The sequence below is a fragment of the Pseudomonas retamae genome (genome assembly GCF_043496865.1).
GTDB classification, from domain to species: Bacteria; Pseudomonadota; Gammaproteobacteria; order Pseudomonadales; family Pseudomonadaceae; genus Aquipseudomonas; species Aquipseudomonas retamae.
Map to the genome: position 1 here is coordinate 337,006 of NZ_JBIEIL010000006.1, position 16,279 is coordinate 353,284.

Consider the following 16,279-nt stretch of genomic DNA (forward strand, 5'->3'; position numbering starts at 1 on the left):
AAATGGGCGGGGGGACAACCCGTTAGACCATAGTCCCGGTTTTGCAAAACCTGCTCACAAAGCATCGGCAGTTGAATTACTGTTAATGCCTGTCCAGCGGGACCACGCCAACGCCGGCCAACCGCCGTGAGCCCCATGTGGGAGCGAGCCTGCTCGCGAAAGCGTCAGCTCAGCCAACTTCAATGTTGAATGTGCCGACCTCTTCGCGAGCAGGCTCGCTCCCACAGGGATCTCTGTATTGTCGAGATCGGCGAGCGTTCCTGCGGACCACAATAACCATAAAAATTCCGAGGTATTCCCCGTGGCCGTTGATATCGAAGATAGCCGCTCTGCGCGCTTTGCCCTGCGCTGTTCAAGTTTTGCCGAACGCTGGTTTCCCGATTCCTGGGTATTCGCTGCGTTGGCCGTGATCATCGTTGCCCTCGCCACGCTGGCGATGGGCGCCAAACCGACGGCGGCAGCGATGGCCTTCGGCGACGGCTTCTGGAGCCTGATCCCGTTCACCATGCAAATGGCCTTCGTGGTGATCGGCGGCTACGTGGTCGCCAGCTCTCCGCCTGCGGTCAAACTGATCGACCGACTGGCGCGGATCCCGAAAAACGGCCGTTCCGCCGTGGCTTGGGTGGCGTTGATCTCGATGGTCGCATCGTTGCTCAACTGGGGCCTGTCGCTGGTATTCGGCGGTTTGCTGGTGCGTGCCCTCGCTCGCCGTACCGACCTGAAAATGGATTACCGCGCCGCCGGTGCGGCGGCCTATCTGGGCCTTGGCGCGGTGTGGGCGCTGGGTTTGTCGTCGTCCGCCGCGCAACTGCAGGCCAACCCTGCCAGCCTGCCGCCGTCGATCCTGTCGATCACCGGGGTGATTCCGTTCACCGAAACGATTTTCCTCTGGCAGTCGGGCGTGATGCTGCTGGCACTCATCGTGATCTCGATCATCATCGCGTACGCCACCGCACCCGGCCCGAACTCGGCGCGCGACGCCAAGGCCTGCGGCATCGACCCGGCATTTAACCTGCCGCCATTGCAACCTCGCACGCGACCGGGCGAATGGCTGGAACACAGCCCGCTGTTGATTATCGTGCTGGTGTTGCTGGCGGCGGGATGGCTGTTTCACGAGTTCTCGACGAAACCGGCAATCACAGCGATTTCCGGACTCAACACCTACAACCTCCTGTTCATCATGCTTGGCGCCCTGCTGCACTGGCGCCCGCGCAGCTTCCTCGATGCGGTGGCGCGCGCCGTGCCGACCACCACCGGCGTGCTGATCCAGTTCCCGCTGTACGGCTCGATCGCTGCGCTGATGACCACGGTCAAAGGCGCCGACGCACAGACCTTGGCGCATCACATCTCGACGTTCTTCGTCAGCATCGCCTCGCATGACACCTATGCGCTGCTGATGGGCGTTTACTCGGCGATTCTGGGCTTTTTCATTCCGTCGGGCGGCGGCAAGTGGATCATCGAAGCGCCTTACGTGATGCAGGTCGCCAACGACTTGCAGTACCACCTGGGCTGGGCGGTGCAGATCTACAACGCTGCCGAAGCGCTGCCGAACCTGATCAACCCGTTCTACATGTTGCCGCTGCTCGGCGTACTGGGCTTGAAAGCGCGGGATCTGATCGGCTTCTCGTTCGTGCAGTTGCTGGTGCATACGCCGCTGGTGCTGGTGCTGCTGTGGGCGCTGGGAACGACGCTGGCGTATACGCCGCCGGTGATGCCGTAAGCTGTTTTAAATGCACCTGCCCGTGAGCAGGTGCATTCAACCCTGATAGGTGGGAAGGGAGTCCAACAATGCAGGCAATGCAACCTGGACGGTTTCCCAAACTACATCCAGATTGATATCGAAATAGCCGTGGGCAATTCGATTGCGCATCCCGCGCATGCTACGCCATGGCACCTGAGCATTTTCAACAGTGAACTCAGGATAACGATCCATGGTTTTGGTCGCTGCCTCGCCAATGATGATCAGGCTCATGATCACGGCTTGTTGGGTTCGCTTGTCCTCGGCGAATTCCTCCTTGTTCAATCCCTCAACGAAGACAAGCGCATCGCTTGCGGCCTGGCGGATATGTTCGAGGTAGTCAGCAAGCCGATTCTCGTTCATACGGGTCGCGCCTGATCAAGCACCTGCTGGCGAAATTTCGGTGGCAGGTCTCCGGGAGTCAGCACTTCGACCGCAACGCCCAGCAAATCCTCAAGCTCAACCTGAAGTCCGCCCAGATCAAACAGCGTAGTGCCGGGTAGCGGATCCACCAGCAAATCAAGATCGCTCCCGTCCAGATCCGTTCCGAGCAATGCCGAACCAAACACGCGTGGGTTGGCCACACGAAAGCGACCGATCACTTCGCGGACGGCGGACCTTTGCAAATCGAGAGCAGTGGAAGGTTTCATGGCTCACTCGTGAAAAGACAGTTGCTGCAGTCTAGCAGTGGGGAGGCGCGCCAGGCACCGCACGGATTGTCCCAGTCGTTACATGGCATGTTTGCTGCCGGATCGAAGCACTCATGAAAGAATCACAACCAACCGCTTTTCTGTCAAACGCCACTGATCCACTATGAGCCGGCCCCGACACTCGCGGGAACCCCACGCTGAAAAGGATCTGAGCATGTTCAAGTTCGCAGGACTTTCCCCCGCCGCACTGGCCCTCACCGCACTGATGCTGAGCACCGCCGCCCACGCCGATGTCGAACTGAAACTGGGCAGCACCGAACGCGTCACGCGCCTCTTCGCTTATCCCAACAACTGCAGCGTGATCTGCTTCCGCAACTGGACGCTGGAACAAACTGTCGCTCATTACCTGACCCAGAGCGTGCAGCGCGATGGTTATGCCGACGCCAAAGTGGTGGTGAAGACCGACAACGATCAGCTATACGCCGAGATCACGGGTGTTCCGCAGGGTTACGACAAACCGCTAAGCGCACTGCTTGATGCAGGGGATCTAGCTTACAGCGGCGCCAGCAAGCTCAACGCCGATGGCAAGTGGGCTTACAGCTGGTACCTGTTCCTGCCGCTGGGCATGGCTTTGGAAAACCGCAAAAGCATCGAGCTGCTGCACTTCCCGCCGGATTACTCGCTGACTCAGGCGCAGGATTACTTGCGCTCGAACACCACCGATCGCTGGGCGACGTTGCTCACGGACAATGGCATTCGCGCCGAGCAGACGCCGGCTTATCAGACCATCATCGACATCGCCCCGATTGCCGCGCCGTCCAATGCCGGTAGCGACCTGGAAGGCGTGTACGACTATTTCAAGGATTACCAGACCACGCTGGTCAAGCAGTTCAGCCAGACCACCAGCGGCACGACGCTGCCGATGGTCGCATTCGGCGCGCCGGTGCGTAACTGGATCAAACAGCAATACGGGCCGACCGTCAGCGTGTTGGGCCTGGCGACCATCAGCCCGAGTGAAGGCGTGAGCGTGCCGGTGCTCGGCTCCAACCATCCGAGCTACATCTGGTACGTCGCCGACCCGAAAAGCTACACCGGCGACGATGCGCAGGCCAAAGCGGATGCCGCCGGCCTGAAAGTCATGGGCCAGGATTTGAGCTCCGCCTGCTGGCAGGCCGGCATGGGCAGCAAACCGGGCAGCAACGCACAGGCCACGCTCAACACTTGCACGCAAACCTGGCAGGTGACGCAGAAAGTCAAAACCTGCGAACTGTTCTATACCTCGATCCGCAACTTGACACCTGAGCAGGCAGCAATGCAGTGCGCAACCCCGCCTGTCAAAGCCCAACTGCAACAGTTGAAAGCGCCCCTTCCGGCTACCGCCATCCCCGCCCCGCACCTGTAAACACGACGACGCGACTACCGTGTCAGCCTTGGCTGACGCGGGAATACGCGATTCTCGCCTGTCAGATATGACAGTAGACCGGCTATACCTGTAAGCACTAGATTGGATCCATATTTTACAGGAGGGCCGACAGGACGTCGTCCCGGCGAAGTCGCACATCGTGCGACAAAGGATGGTTATGAATACCCACGCCGTGGCAGGCTCTGCCCCGCACGATACCGAAGGCATCTACCCCTTCTCCGGCCTGCCCGTGCGTCTTGGGTTTCCCTCCAGTGCCGACTTTGAAATCATTCACGATCCCTACGCCAATCCGGTGGCAATCGCCGCACGCCGGGATTTTCTCGGTACGCACCGAATGTGTCGGGTGTCCGGGCAATTGCTGCCCTACCGCTGCCGACAGACCCGCCAATTGCTCAGCGGCATTCACCTGTACGACCCGCGCTTTTGCGGATTGCTCGAACACGCCTGCGACCCCAACACGTTTCTCGACATGACCGAATTGTGGCTGTGGTCGCTCAAGGACATTCAGCGCGGCGAGCATCTGAGCATTGATTACGCCGCCACCGAAGACAAACTGTTACGCCAGTTTGCCTGCGGTTGCGGCTCATCACGTTGTCGTGGCTGGATCACCGGGTACGATGAACCGCCAAACCTGGAAGGCCTGCACTTTCTCCAGCGCTGGCGGCAATCGGGCCGACGCTAAGCGGCTTTAAGCCGGGCCAATCGGGCGCAAGCGATACTGCGGCGGCAGTTGCTCGAACCCGCTGATGGTGGTGTTCAGACTTTTCCAGCGGCCATCCTTGATGCCGTAAATGCAGCCGTGGATCGACAGGCTTTGCCCGCGATGCCAGGCGTTCTGGATGATGCTGGTGTGTGCGACGTTGGCCACTTGCTGGATGACGTTGAGTTCGCACATCCGGTCGACCTGCTCTTCTTCGGTCGCCAGCTTCGCAAGTTCTTCGCGTTTCTCGTAATACAGATCGCGGATCGAACGCAGCCAGCCGTCGATCAGGCCGAACTGACGGTCCTGCATCGACGCTCGCACACCGCCGCAACCGTAGTGGCCGGTGACGAGGATGTGTTTGACCTTGAGCACGTCCACCGCGTACTGGATCACCGACAGGCAGTTGAGGTCGGTGTGCAGCACCACGTTGGCGACGTTGCGGTGCACGAACAGATCGCCCGGCAGCATGCCCACGATTTCGTTGGCTGGCACCCGCGCGTCGGAGCAGCCAATCCACAGGTACTCTGGCGTTTGCTGGCGCGCCAGCTTGGCGAAGAAATCCGGGTCTTCCTTGGTGATCGCGTCAGCCCAACGCTCGTTGTTATCAATCAGGTCTTGTAAGTCGTGCATGGATAAGGCCTCAAGAAAGATGCGCTGGTTTGATAGACGACCGCCCGTCGGAGTCACGCCGGTGGGGCAAAGTGTTTCCGTTGGAATTCTCGTGCGCCGGATGAGTCCACTCCAAGTAAGGCCCACAGTATGAGGATTTGCCATGACTGATTCACGACGCCCCTACGATGCGGCGCAACCGGAGCCCATCGATGATAACGAAGACCGCATGGGTTCGGTGCATGAGCTGGATTTCGACGACGAGGAGCCCAGCGCGAAGATCGGTGATGAGCTTCCTGAACGTGAACGCGAGCAGTTGATGCCCGGTGAACGCGTGCGTGAGGCGGGTTTGACCGGCGGTTCGGTCGATGATCATCAGCCGACGGACGACGATCTGAGTCCGGAAACGCTGATTCGCGAAGATGGTGCCCGCGATGCCGAGGAAATCGGCGAGGGCAATCCGGCGGATTGGGATTTGAGCGAGGTCGGTGAAAATGACATCGGCGGCGGTGACGGGCTGGACGAGGCTGAACTGGCGGACCTGGATCCGCTGGATGGCAAGCGCTAATGTGCGCTGTCTAACAGGACGCCTTCGCGAGCAGGCTCGCTCCCACAGGGTTCTGGGTTGATCCCAAAACCCAATGTGGGAGCGAGCCTGCTCGCGAAGCTTTTAAACTCCTTCAATCCACTAAAGTGCAGGCCATGACCACCGCATCCTCACGCCCGCCCACCGCCGGATAATAATCCCGACGCCGGCCAATCTCGTTGAAGCCATACCGCTCATACAACCTGAACGCTGCGGTATTGCTGTCGCGCACTTCGAGAAAGCATTCCCGAGCTTCAGCGGCATACGCCCGCGACATCAAATGCTCCAGCAACGTCAGCCCCAGCCCACGCCCCTGATTCTCAGGTTTGACGGTGATGTTGAGCAGGTGCGCCTCGTCGAGAATGATCTGCACCACACCATGCCCGACCTGCTGCTGGCCTTCGAACATCAGCCAGATCTGGTATTTGCCGAGGCCGTCGAGAAAAATCCCGCGGGTCCACGGATGGCTGTAGGCGGCGTACTCGATTTTCAACACTGCCTCGAGATCCGCCTCGGTCATCGGGCGAAAGGTTACCGCGTCACTCATTCGATTCTTTCCAGCGCGCCATCAGCCGACGCATCGCTTGCCACACAGCGGCTTTGCGCTGCGGCTCCTCCATTAACAACTCCAGACCGGGGATCGCCCAGGCCGAGCCCAGACCTTCGATCTGCAATTCACGATTGAACGCCTCGGCGTCCGCTTCGCCGGCAAAACGCACGGCCGGCAGACCGATCAGCCACAGACAGGCGCAGGGTGCCGCTTCCATTTGTACCGAGAGGAAACCCTGGACGAAGTCGCGCGCTGCTTCCGGGCCTTGGTCCAACGTGCCGCGATTGAGCCACGGCCAGCGCACCGGCTCACCGACGATTTGCGGCGCCTCCGGCAGACCGGCGGCGCGCAGCATGTCTTTGAGCAACAGATAAGCCGGATCGCGGCTCTGGAACGCTTCGCCTGTGGGTAACTCGACCAGCAGCAGGCAGCGCCCGGCGCGCAGTAATTGCAGGGCAAAACGTGGCGGCGGCACCGGCGCGGGTTTGGCGACGACCGGCGTGGCGTCGACTTCTTCCACCGGTTTGGCGCCATTGCGAGTGCTGGCGAGCGACGGTCGCGGCACTTCGATTTTCGGCCGTTCGCTCGGCCGCGCGACCGCCGGCTGCACCGGTGGCTGGGCCTGCGGCGCAGGCGCGACGGGCGCTTCGGGCTCGGGCTCGGGCATGTCCAGCAGCTCGGGCCGGGACGGCGCGGCGAAGGGCAATTCGGTGCGCGGCAGCCAGTTGACCACCTGCATGGCGTTCAAATAGGCGCGGCGGCGGGACTCGATAAGCAAGGGTCGGCCACTTGTGGATAACTGAAAGTGCGCTGATTCTACCGCCCTTCGCTCAAGATCGCCTGCTGTTGATCGATGCACTTGATTGAAAAGAAAGGCAGCAGTCCGTCCCGAGAGTGAATCGCATCGGCTTCGATGCAGTACAATCGCGGCTTTTAACCGCCAACCAGCCGGCCATTCCGATGATCGAACCCAAGCGCGTCTTGCGCGCCCTCGCTGAACACTGGGCACTTCTGGAGCCACTGTGCGAGCACTTCGACCAAGGCACCCTGAGCCTCAACGAACTGCGCACGCAACTGGCCGCCCAACAACTCGACAGCACGCCGCAGGACATCACCAGCCTGCTCGACGTGTGGATTCGCCTCGACATTCTGGTGCCCGTGGCGAAAAGCCCGAACCGTTTCGAGCTGAACGCGCAAATCCACGACTTCCTCGCCTACCTGCGCCGCGAACACCGGCTGGGCCTGTGCCTGGAAATCGAAGCCTACCTGCGTCACCTCGAACGGCTGGCCGGTTACATTCAGGACGCCTTTGAAGTCCGCGATGGCAACGACCTCGCCCGCCAGTTGCGCCTGCTCGACATGCGCGTACGCGACGTGCTGAAGAAACTCGACAACGACGAACAGGCGCTGGTCGCCGTGGCGGAACGCGCCAAGACCAGCGACCGGCAGATTCCGTTGCGTCAGCGTTACGCGGAAGTACTGGCGACGTGGGACGAATACGTCGAGCCGATGATCGATCTGGTCAACGCCGACGGCGCGTTCGAACAAGGCGTGCGCAAAGTCGAAACGGTGTTGCTGAAAATGCTCAGCGAACAGCAGCGCCTCGGCCATCTGGTCGATGACGACATGTTGCTGCGCACTCATGCGCGCATTCTCGAAATGCAGACCAGCGCCCAGCTAACCCTGCGGCACGCCCGTGAACTGCTGCTGCCGCTGCGTGAAGAAGCACGCCGGCACAACGCCGTGACCCGTGGCGCGGCACTGGCGCTGGCGGCGATCCGGCGTAAGGGCATCGACGCCGTGCCGCAAGCGGCGATGCCATTGTTCACCCGCCCGCAAAGCACCTTCCTCGGCAGCGCCAGTCAGGTCGAAGCCTACGTCTATGCGCTGGCGCGTTTCGAGCCAAAACCGGCACGTTTCCCCAAGGCGCACAAGACCCAGAAGGCTGGTGATGCGCCGCGTGCGCCGCGCACCGTGCGCGAGATGGTAGACCGCTGCGAAGAATCGCTGCCGATGCCGGACCTGATGACCTGGCTGCTGGAGCAGGAACCGGACGGCGCCACCGACGAATTGCTCTACTGGTTCTCGCGCCTGTCGCGGGAAAAACGCTTCAAGCGCGAGCGTCTGGAACGCCGCGAATACCACACTCACGAGCATCAGGTCAGCCTGCGCTCCTTCGCCCTGCTCTCGGCCAGCGACACCGCCGCCGAGGATTCTGCGAGCATCCCCCATGCATCTTGATCTTTCCGAACTGTCGCAACTGGCGCCGATCTTCCGCGAGTTGTTCAAGGGCTATCACGTCAGCCGCCGCGACCCGGAGCTGTACGCCCAACTGTCGAATTTCCAGGACCAGTACCGCACGCTGTTCAAGGCGCTGGGCTTTGAACTGGTCTGCGACACCCGAGGCTTCTATTACTTCGTGCCGGACATGGCCGCCGCTGCGGTGAACAAGACCGCCCAGCGTCTGGCGTTGTTCACCTTCATCCTCGTTGAGCATCTGGCCGATCAGGGCCGTGACCCGATCGCCGTGCTCGACGGCGGCAGCCTCGGCCGTGAAGAACTGCCGTCGCTGCTGGACAAGTACCGCGACCTGTTCATTCAGGCCGAAGTGCAGACCGTCGAAGAACTCGAAGAAAAAATCATGCGCCGCATGACTCAACTGGGTTTCGCCGGCGAAGAAAACGGCGTGTACCGCTTCCTGCCACCGATGCACCGTTTCCTCGACGTGTGCCTGTCGGTGCAGCAAGACCGCGATCTGGCGGCCAGCGTACACAGCGTTCTGCCGCTGCCGGCACCGGTGCTGATCGACGAAGCGGCGGAAGCGAAATTCCTCGAAACCGACGACCCGTTGGATTTGAGCGAATTTGAAGAAGAAAGCGAAGAAGACGCACTGGCCCGCGCCATTGCCGAAGAACAGGAGTCCGACGCATGAGCCAGGAACGCTACGGCATCCGCCGCTTTGCCCTTTTGAACACCGCCGGTTACAGCCTCGGCCTGTTCCCGCTGGAAGAACCGCTGTCGGTTTACGGCGCGAACAACCTCGGCAAGTCGGCCTCGATCAACGCCTTGCAGTTCCCGATTCTGGCGCGCATGTCGGACATGAGTTTCGGCAAGTACAGCCTCGAACAATCGCGGCGCTTCTACTTCGCCTCCGACACCAGCTACATCCTCGTCGAAGTGAACCTGCCTCACGGCCCGCACGTGATTGGTGTGGTCGGTCGTGGCCCGGGCGGTGGTTTCGGCCACCAGTTTTTCGCCTACGCCGGCAAACTCGATCTGGCCCATTATCAGAAAAACGACACTTGCCTGCGCCAGAAAGAGCTGTTCAGCAACCTCGAGAAAGAAGGCCTGAAAGCCTACGAACTCAAGCCTGACGAACTGCGCCGGTTGCTGGTCGGCGGTCACACGTCGATCCCGCTCGACCTGACGCTGATTCCGCTGCGTTCGACCAGCGAGCAAAGCTTGAAGACCTTCCGTGCGCTGTTCATCAATCTGCTGCACATGCGCGAAATCACTGCGGCCAAGCTCAAGCAGCTGTTCCTCGATGCCTTCGAGCACAGCCTGCGTTCCGGCAGCGTCGATTACATCGCCGCGTGCGAAGAAGCCTTCCGCGACGTACGCCGTATGGAACAGGACTACAACTCGCTGGTGGCTGCCGGCCCGTTGGTTGAAGCGCTGGCCAACGGCGTGAAACAGCGCGACGTACTGCGCGGCAAATTGCATCGTCTGTCGCCGCTGCTCGATTCGCTGCTTGGCACCTGGTCCGACTATGCCACCGCACGCAAGGAAGAGCTGACCCTGCAGGCCGAGCACTACCGTCGCGAGCAGGACGACCTGCAAAACGATCAGCGTGGCGGCACTCAGGAGCTGATGCGTCTGGAACGGGAGATTTCCGGGATCCAGCGCTGGCTCGGCGAGCTGTCGGTGCTGAAGAACCGCTTCGCGCTGGTCGATGACGTCAAAGTGCTCGAGCAACAATTGCTCGCCGCCAAAGACGCGCACGACGAATTGGCCGGTGCGCTGGCACAGTCGCGGCAGTTCAGCGCCGAAGATCTCGAAGAACGTCTGCGTGATCTGGAAAAACGCCTGAAGTCGGTGAAGCAGCAACTCGATAACGCCGACAACAACAGCTACGCCCGTCTGCGCGAAGAGTTTTCGCAACAGGACGTTGAACGCTTGATGCGCTTGTTCAACAGCGCGCTGTTCAGCCTGCCGCTCGGAGAACACGGCATCACCCTCGACGAGAATGGCGAGTGGGTCAAATCGGTCGAGCTGATTCTTGATGGTTTCAAAGGCGAGCGCTTCGAAGTGCCGGGCCTGTCGATCGATATCTCGCACATCGAGCCGCCGGCCCTGCAAGCGCTGGCCGACCGCGCCGCGCTGCGCGATCAGAAAGAGCGTCTGGAAAAAGAACTCAAGCAACTGAAGACCCAACAAGCCGTGGCCGCCGACCGCGCCGCGAGCAAGACCCAGACCGAAGCGCTGTACCAGCAGGTGCTGGACGCACAGAAGGCGCTGGAAGATTTCCGTCGCACCCAGACCCTGAGTGCCGAAGAAAGCGAAAAACTCGAACAACTGGCGCAGATGGAGGCCGCGCAGGACGAGCTCAAGCGCTCCAGCGATGCCTTCACCGAGCGCGTCCAGCAACTGTCGGCCAAGCTGCAACTGGTTGGCCGGCAGATCGCCGACATGGAAGCCAAGCAACGCACCCTCGACGATGCGCTGCGTCGTCGTCAGTTGCTGCCGGCGGATCTGCCGTTCGGCACGCCGTTCATGGACCCGGTCGACGACTCGATGGACAACTTGCTGCCGCTGCTTAACGACTATCAGGACAGCTGGCAGGGCCTACTGCGTGCCGATGGCCAGATCGAGGCGCTGTATGCGCAGGTGCGTCTCAAAGGCGTGGCCAAGTTCGACAGCGAAGACGACATGGAGCGGCGCCTGTCGCTGCTGATCAACGCTTATGCGCACCGCACCGATGAAGCACTGACGCTGGGCAAGGCGCGCCGCGCGGCGGTCACCGACATCGCCCGCACCCTGCGCAACATCCGCAGCGACTACGACAGCCTCGAGCACCAACTGGCGTTGTTTAACCGCGAGATCAACAAGCGTCAGGTTTCCAACCTCCAAAGCTTCCGCATTGTCCTGGCACCGAACAAGGAAGCGCTCAAGCACATCGATCAGATCATCCACAGCGCCGGTCAGTACGAAGAAGGCGAAACCCTGTCGGTGTTCGATCTGAGCCAGAGCGCCGAGCAGGACAACAAGAACGAAGAGGCCAAGGAATATCTGGCACGGCTGGTGGCGGCGAACCACAACCAGCTCGGCCTCAAGGACCTGTTCGAACTGGCGTTCGAGATCACCAAGGTCAACGGCCAACCGGTGATCCACACCGACATCGACGGTGCGGCGTCCAACGGTACGACGATGACCATCAAGGCGCTGACCAACATGTACTTGTTGCTGCACTTGATGGACCGCGACCTCGCCGGCCGCGTGCGCTTGCCGTACTACCTCGACGAGGCAGCGGACATCGACGAGAAGAACCAGGCCGCGTTGCTGGAAACCAGTCTGCAACTGGGCTTCGTGCCGATTCTGGCGAGTGTGAAGCCACAGGTCTGCGCCAGTGTTGCCATCGACCTTGAAGGCGGCAGCGGCCCGGCGGGGATCTACATTGATGAGGCAGACTGGAAGTACATCCGTCGCCATGATGTGGTGAAGGCCACGTTGAATGTTCAGGCGGACGAGCCGGAGCTGGATGCGGTTTGATCGGCTTTGACTGAACACGAAAAAGGGCCGCGATCCGATGGGATCGCGGCCCTTTTTTATGGCTTGGGATTTGCGCTGATATTTAGGGCCTCTTCGCGAGCAGGCTCGCTCCCACAGGGATCTGCGTCGGACTCAATTATTGTGTACACCGCCATCTACTGTGGGAGCGAGCCTGCTCGCGAAGGCATCCCGACAGACGCCGCTATTTACCGAGCGAAATCTTCGGCGCCCAGGTCAGCCACTCATCCTCGAACTTGTCGAACAAAGGAAATGTCTGCTCGGCCCGCGCCGGGTTGCCCATGCGCTCACCATCCGGCGTGGCGAAAGCAATACCGCCCTGAATCAGCGTTTCAAGCGATTCAGTGCGAACCGTCACGCCTTTGAACAAACCGTAATCGAAGCCGACGCCACTGGTATTCCAGAAGCGGCTGCCGCTGCGCACCAACGGCGCGTATTTCGGTTCGATCAGAATGTGTACCAGCACCCGGTCAGCAGTCTGCCCCAGTTCATAACCGGTGACTTTGCCCACGGTAATTTCGCGATAGGTGACCGGCACACCCGGCTTCAGCGAACCACGACGCGCCGCGCTCAATACCAGACTCAACCCCGCCTCCTGCTTCGTCACTTCCGGGGCCTCAGCCAGGGCGACAAAGTTTTTTTGCGGGCCGAGGTTCTTCGCCGCTGGCTGCACTTCGATGTACTTGCCGGTGACCAGGGTTTCCAGGTTCTCGGTCTTGATCAGGCCCAGCTCGGGTTTGACCACCCAGAACTGACTGCCGACCCGGGCGATCTTCTCCGGCACTTCGGTGATGCGTGCGGTGAGGATGACCGACTGCAGATCGTCGGTCAGGTCGACGCTTTCAATCTTGCCGACATCAAGCCCCTTGAAACGCACCGGGGTGCCGCTGCGCAGACCATCGGCGCGATCAACCTTGATGGTGACCACGGCGCCCTTCTGGTTGGCCTCGTCGTGACTGGCGAACAGGCGGAAGCGCGGAATACGCTTTTGCAAAGGCGCCTTGGCTTGCGGCGTCTCGAAGGCGATACCACCAGCCATCAGCGTCTGCAGCGACTCGCTCTTGACCTGAATCCCGCCGGTCAAACCGCCGGTCAGCGTAACGCCGCTGACATTCCAGAAGCGCGTCGAGGCGTTGACCAGACTTTCGTATTCTTTCTCGATGTGCACGCCGATGACCAGCTGCTTGCGGGTCTTGGAAAACTGGTAGCTCTGCACCGAACCGACTTTGACTTGTTTGTACAGAATCGGACTGCCGACATCGATCGAGCCGAGGGTGTCAGTAAACAGTACAAGGTGCAGGCCCGGCGAGCGCAGGTCGAGTGGCGGCGCTTTCGGTCGCGCCTCGAATTCACGTTTCGGCGCCGCGCCTTTATCCCCCGGACGCACGGCGATGTAGTTACCTTTGACCAACGCTTCCAGCCCGGTAATACCGGCCAGAGAAATCGACGGTTTGACCACCCAGAACTGAGTGCCGTCGACCAGATAATCTTCGGCCAAAGGATCAAGGGTCAGCTCGGCGGTGGCGCTGTTCAGATCCGGATCGACCTTGAGGGCTTTCAGGTTGCCGACCTGAATGCCTTTGTACATCACCGGCGTACGACCGGCCTGCAGGCCTTCGAAATCGCTGAGTTTGACTTTGACGCGAATACCCGCTGCGGCCGCATCAAAGTCTTCGTAGAGACGGAACGGCAGGCTTGGATCGGTCGGCGGGCTGTCCTTGCGGTTCTCCGGCGTTGCAAACGCGATACCGCCGGCGACAATACTGGCCAGCGATTCGCTGCGCACTTTCACCCCGGACAGATTGGCGTCGATGCTGATGCCACTGGCATTCCAGAAACGTGTGTGTTTGCGCACCAGTTTGGCGTAGGTCGGCTCGATGAAGACCTTGAGCTCAACGGTGCTCTGGTCTTCCGACAGCAGATAGCTTTTAACCTGGCCCACCTGAATCTGTTTGTAGAACACCGGGCTGCCGCGACTCAGCGAGCCGAGGCGGTCAGCCTTGATGGTCAGGTGCAGGCCGGGTTTGGCGTCAGACAGTGGCGGCTCTTCGGCCAACGCCTTGAACTTGCGCGTCGGCTCGCCTTCGCCCGGACTGATGGCAACGTAGTTACCCGATACCAACGTTTCCAGACCGGTGATGCCGGCCAGGGTCACGCTCGGTTTGACCAGCCAGAACCGCGTGCTGGTCTTCAGGTACTGTTCGACGTCCTTGTTCATTTCGACGGTGGCGATCACGCCTTTGGAGTTGCCTTCATCGTCGAGCTTGAGCGCTTTCACCTTACCGACCGACATGCCTTTGTACATGACCTCGGTCTTGTTGGCCTGAATACCTTCGCCGCTTTCAAAGCGAACCTGGATTTCGATACCGGTTTCAGAGTAGGCACGCCAGCCAAGCCAGCCGCCGATGATCAGCGCGATCAGAGGCAACACCCAGATGGCAGACCAGTTCGAGGCCGGTCGGGTTTTCGCTACAGGCAAATCAGTCATGGTCGGCGTCCGACTCCGTGTTATCCCAAATCAGGCGGGGATCAAAAGTTACTGCGGCGAGCATCGTCAGAATCACCACACTGGCGAAGGCGATGGCGCCAAGATTGGCTTCGACACTGGCGAGTCGGCCGAAGTTGACGACCGCCACCAGAATGGCGATCACAAAAATATCGAGCATCGACCAGCGACCGATGAACTCGATAAAGCGGTACATCCAGATACGCTGGCGCGCGGATAACGGTTGACGTCGTTGCACTGAAAACAGCAGCAACGCGATGCCGACCAGCTTGAAGGTCGGCACCAGAATACTGGCGATGAAGACCACGGCGGCAATCGGAATCATGCCGTGCTGCACCAACTGGATCACACCGGACATGATCGTGCTCGGATCGCCTTGGCCAAGGGAACTGACCGTCATGATCGGCAGGACATTGGCCGGGATATAAATGATCGCAGCGGTAATTAGCAGCGCCCAGGTGCGGGTCAGGCTATTCGGACGCCGGGCGTGTACCAGCGCACCACAACGGGTGCACGTCTGCTCATCGGTGTCGGCTTCCTGCTTGTTCAGTTCGTGGCACTCGGTGCACACCAGAATGCCTGCATCAATCGCCCGCATGGGCATCCTCTCCTGATAACGCTTGCCAGATCTGATGCGGTGACATCACCACTTCCAGCCAGACCTGTACCAGCAACAAACCGATGAAACACGCTAAACCGAGGCCGACGGTAATCGCTGCCATGTCAGCCAGTTTGACGATCGCCACCAGAACACCCATGAGGTAAACCTCGAGCATTCCCCAGTCTCTGAGGTGGTGGTAAATACGGTAAAGCAGCAAACCGTAACTGCGGCCGACATTGAATTGGATCGTCAGCAAAACGAATAACTGGCACAGCAGCTTCAACAGCGGTATGGCCATGCTGCACAGGAAAACGACAATCGAAACGCCCTGCATGTCGGTGTTGAACAGCCCCACAACACCGCTCCACACGGTGTCTTGCGCGGACTGACCGAGGATATTGAGCTGCATGATGGGTAAAAAGTTTGCCGGGACGTACAACAACAGTGCCGCGATCACCAAGGCAAGGCTGCGCTGCACCACGTTATGGCGATGCGCATACAACTCGTAACCGCAACGCGGGCAGACGGCCTTCTCGCCGTGAGCGAGTTGAGGCTTGCGCATCAGCAAGTCGCACTCATGACAGGCTACCAGGTCTTCCAGCGGTAATTCTGACAACCCAGGGGCGTCAACCGACTCTGACATACAGGCTCTGGCTCCGAAAAAGTTGGGGCTATTCTAGTGCTGTGATTGGAAAATAACTGTGCAAATTTGTTTCGCTAGTGCGGGTAAATAACTTTCTCGCAGGCAAAACAAAACCCCAACTGCTTTCGCAATTGGGGTTTCGGAATTTAATCTTGACGATGACCTACTCTCACATGGGGAAACCCCACACTACCATCGGCGATGCATCGTTTCACTGCTGAGTTCGGGATGGGATCAGGTGGTTCCAACGCTCTATGGTCGTCAAGAAATTCGGGTACTGACTCGTGACCAGATGGTCTCGCTTCAGCAAATTGGGTATGTGACAGCTGGTGTTTGTGCGTTTCGAACTTTCGGTTCGTTTCGTCTTCACACACCGCAATCTGGTCTGTTCGACGCAAATTGCTTGGGTGTTATATGGTCAAGCCTCACGGGCAATTAGTATTGGTTAGCTCAACGCCTCACAGCGCTTACACACCCAACCTA

15 protein-coding genes and 1 rRNA gene are annotated in these 16,279 nt (G+C 60.0%); 7 read left to right on the top strand and 9 right to left on the bottom strand.

Going from position 1 to position 16,279, the window contains the following annotated elements:
• Positions 1–301: 301 nt before the first annotated feature.
• The gene (locus ACGSLL_RS14940) at positions 302–1,720 is read left to right on the top strand and encodes a short-chain fatty acid transporter (protein WP_394506874.1); all 1,419 of its coding nucleotides are present in this window, start codon (positions 302–304) and stop codon (positions 1,718–1,720) included.
• Positions 1,721–1,756: 36 nt separating this feature from the next.
• On the opposite strand, the gene ACGSLL_RS14945 is transcribed toward ACGSLL_RS14940, so the two are convergent.
• Both ACGSLL_RS14945 and ACGSLL_RS14950 read right to left on the bottom strand, forming a co-directional pair.
• Positions 1,757–2,101, bottom strand: coding sequence for a HepT-like ribonuclease domain-containing protein (locus ACGSLL_RS14945; protein ID WP_394506875.1), 345 nt, complete (start codon positions 2,099–2,101; stop codon positions 1,757–1,759).
• Positions 2,098–2,388: a nucleotidyltransferase family protein gene (locus tag ACGSLL_RS14950; RefSeq protein WP_394506876.1), complete on the bottom strand. Its 291-nt coding sequence runs from the start codon at positions 2,386–2,388 to the stop codon at positions 2,098–2,100. The genes ACGSLL_RS14945 and ACGSLL_RS14950 overlap by 4 nt, the downstream gene beginning before the upstream one ends.
• Positions 2,389–2,602: 214 nt before the next feature.
• On the opposite strand from ACGSLL_RS14950, the gene ACGSLL_RS14955 reads away from it, so the two are divergent.
• Positions 2,603–3,790, top strand: coding sequence for a hypothetical protein (locus ACGSLL_RS14955; protein WP_394506877.1), 1,188 nt, complete (start codon positions 2,603–2,605; stop codon positions 3,788–3,790).
• A gap of 178 nt (positions 3,791–3,968) precedes the next feature.
• Positions 3,969–4,493, top strand: a complete 525-nt coding sequence (locus ACGSLL_RS14960; protein ID WP_394506878.1) for an SET domain-containing protein — start codon at positions 3,969–3,971, stop codon at positions 4,491–4,493.
• Positions 4,494–4,499: 6 nt separating this feature from the next.
• Here the strand turns inward: ACGSLL_RS14960 and can are convergent, their stop codons facing one another.
• The gene (can, locus tag ACGSLL_RS14965) at positions 4,500–5,144 is read right to left on the bottom strand and encodes a carbonate dehydratase (protein ID WP_208939766.1); all 645 of its coding nucleotides are present in this window, start codon (positions 5,142–5,144) and stop codon (positions 4,500–4,502) included.
• Positions 5,145–5,286: 142 nt separating this feature from the next.
• On the opposite strand from can, the gene ACGSLL_RS14970 reads away from it, so the two are divergent.
• Positions 5,287–5,691 carry a serine kinase/phosphatase gene (locus ACGSLL_RS14970; protein ID WP_394506879.1) on the top strand — a complete coding sequence of 135 codons (405 nt, stop codon included), beginning with the start codon at positions 5,287–5,289 and terminating at the stop codon, positions 5,689–5,691.
• Between the two features lie 112 nt (positions 5,692–5,803).
• Here the strand turns inward: ACGSLL_RS14970 and rimI are convergent, their stop codons facing one another.
• Together rimI and ACGSLL_RS14980 are read right to left on the bottom strand one after the other, a co-directional pair.
• Positions 5,804–6,256, bottom strand: a complete 453-nt coding sequence (gene rimI / locus ACGSLL_RS14975) for a ribosomal protein S18-alanine N-acetyltransferase (protein WP_394506880.1) — start codon at positions 6,254–6,256, stop codon at positions 5,804–5,806.
• Positions 6,249–6,998, bottom strand: coding sequence for an energy transducer TonB (locus tag ACGSLL_RS14980; RefSeq protein ID WP_394506892.1), 750 nt, complete (start codon positions 6,996–6,998; stop codon positions 6,249–6,251). The genes rimI and ACGSLL_RS14980 overlap by 8 nt, the downstream gene beginning before the upstream one ends.
• Positions 6,999–7,219: 221 nt before the next feature.
• Here ACGSLL_RS14980 and mksB point away from each other — a divergent pair, with 221 nt between their 5' ends.
• From mksB to mksF, 3 genes are read left to right on the top strand one after another with little or no spacing between them, the layout of a single operon-like run.
• A complete protein-coding gene (gene mksB, locus ACGSLL_RS14985) occupies positions 7,220–8,500 on the top strand; it encodes an Mks condensin complex protein MksB (RefSeq protein ID WP_208939763.1) in 1,281 nt (426 codons plus the stop codon).
• Positions 8,490–9,191 (top strand): Mks condensin complex protein MksE, encoded by a 702-nt coding sequence (gene mksE / locus ACGSLL_RS14990; protein WP_064589195.1) that lies wholly within the window; start codon positions 8,490–8,492, stop codon positions 9,189–9,191. The genes mksB and mksE overlap by 11 nt, the downstream gene beginning before the upstream one ends.
• Entirely contained in the window at positions 9,188–12,028 is a 2,841-nt protein-coding gene (gene mksF / locus ACGSLL_RS14995) for an Mks condensin complex protein MksF (protein WP_394506881.1), read from the top strand. The genes mksE and mksF overlap by 4 nt, the downstream gene beginning before the upstream one ends.
• Positions 12,029–12,230: 202 nt before the next feature.
• Here mksF and ACGSLL_RS15000 read toward each other — a convergent pair whose 3' ends face one another.
• The 4 genes from ACGSLL_RS15000 to rrf all read right to left on the bottom strand — a co-directional run bounded on the left by ACGSLL_RS15000 (position 12,231) and on the right by rrf (position 16,062).
• A complete protein-coding gene (locus tag ACGSLL_RS15000) occupies positions 12,231–14,534 on the bottom strand; it encodes a PqiB family protein (protein ID WP_394506882.1) in 2,304 nt (767 codons plus the stop codon).
• Positions 14,527–15,150 carry a paraquat-inducible protein A gene (locus ACGSLL_RS15005; protein ID WP_394506883.1) on the bottom strand — a complete coding sequence of 208 codons (624 nt, stop codon included), beginning with the start codon at positions 15,148–15,150 and terminating at the stop codon, positions 14,527–14,529. Before ACGSLL_RS15005 ends, ACGSLL_RS15000 begins: the two co-directional genes overlap by 8 nt.
• Positions 15,137–15,796, bottom strand: a complete 660-nt coding sequence (locus tag ACGSLL_RS15010; RefSeq protein ID WP_394506884.1) for a paraquat-inducible protein A — start codon at positions 15,794–15,796, stop codon at positions 15,137–15,139. The genes ACGSLL_RS15005 and ACGSLL_RS15010 overlap by 14 nt, the downstream gene beginning before the upstream one ends.
• Before the next feature lie 150 nt (positions 15,797–15,946).
• Positions 15,947–16,062: ribosomal RNA gene (gene rrf, locus ACGSLL_RS15015) — 5S ribosomal RNA — on the bottom strand.
• Between the last annotated feature and the right edge of the window lie 217 nt (positions 16,063–16,279).

Coding starts and splice junctions, on each gene's coding strand:
- ACGSLL_RS14945 (WP_394506875.1), bottom strand. CDS start 2,101: ATGAACGAGAATCGGCTTGCTGACTACCTCGAACATATCCGCCAGGCC.
- ACGSLL_RS14950 (WP_394506876.1), bottom strand. CDS start 2,388: ATGAAACCTTCCACTGCTCTCGATTTGCAAAGGTCCGCCGTCCGCGAA.
- ACGSLL_RS14955 (WP_394506877.1), top strand. CDS start 2,603: ATGTTCAAGTTCGCAGGACTTTCCCCCGCCGCACTGGCCCTCACCGCA.
- ACGSLL_RS14960 (WP_394506878.1), top strand. CDS start 3,969: ATGAATACCCACGCCGTGGCAGGCTCTGCCCCGCACGATACCGAAGGC.
- can (WP_208939766.1), bottom strand. CDS start 5,144: ATGCACGACTTACAAGACCTGATTGATAACAACGAGCGTTGGGCTGAC.
- ACGSLL_RS14970 (WP_394506879.1), top strand. CDS start 5,287: ATGACTGATTCACGACGCCCCTACGATGCGGCGCAACCGGAGCCCATC.
- rimI (WP_394506880.1), bottom strand. CDS start 6,256: ATGAGTGACGCGGTAACCTTTCGCCCGATGACCGAGGCGGATCTCGAG.
- ACGSLL_RS14980 (WP_394506892.1), bottom strand. CDS start 6,998: ATGCAGGTGGTCAACTGGCTGCCGCGCACCGAATTGCCCTTCGCCGCG.
- mksB (WP_208939763.1), top strand. CDS start 7,220: ATGATCGAACCCAAGCGCGTCTTGCGCGCCCTCGCTGAACACTGGGCA.
- mksE (WP_064589195.1), top strand. CDS start 8,490: ATGCATCTTGATCTTTCCGAACTGTCGCAACTGGCGCCGATCTTCCGC.
- mksF (WP_394506881.1), top strand. CDS start 9,188: ATGAGCCAGGAACGCTACGGCATCCGCCGCTTTGCCCTTTTGAACACC.
- ACGSLL_RS15000 (WP_394506882.1), bottom strand. CDS start 14,534: ATGACTGATTTGCCTGTAGCGAAAACCCGACCGGCCTCGAACTGGTCT.
- ACGSLL_RS15005 (WP_394506883.1), bottom strand. CDS start 15,150: ATGCGGGCGATTGATGCAGGCATTCTGGTGTGCACCGAGTGCCACGAA.
- ACGSLL_RS15010 (WP_394506884.1), bottom strand. CDS start 15,796: ATGTCAGAGTCGGTTGACGCCCCTGGGTTGTCAGAATTACCGCTGGAA.